1 pseudogene is annotated in these 234 nt (G+C 34.2%); it reads left to right on the forward strand.

Annotated elements, in window-relative coordinates:
* Positions 1–175, forward strand: a pseudogene (gene tnpA, locus ADF68_RS10295) (IS200/IS605 family transposase); the annotation flags it as partial.
* Positions 176–234: the final 59 nt, after the last annotated feature.

Below are 234 nucleotides of genomic sequence, written 5' to 3' on the forward strand. Positions count from 1 at the left end.
ATCACACACAAAATGGATGTGTAAATATCACATTGTGTTCACCCCTAAGTATAGACGAAAAGTCATTTATAATCAATATCGAAGTAGTTTAGGCGAAATATTTCATCGCTTGTGTAGTTATAAAGGGGTTGAAATTATCGAGGGTCACTTAATGCCAGATCATGTACATATGTTATAGTCAATTGAAACAAGAACAAGACAAAAGAGCCTCGAAAAAAGTACTACAACTTGGCA

The organism is Streptococcus pseudopneumoniae, from assembly GCF_001068775.1.
GTDB classification, from domain to species: domain Bacteria; phylum Bacillota; class Bacilli; order Lactobacillales; family Streptococcaceae; genus Streptococcus; species Streptococcus pseudopneumoniae_N.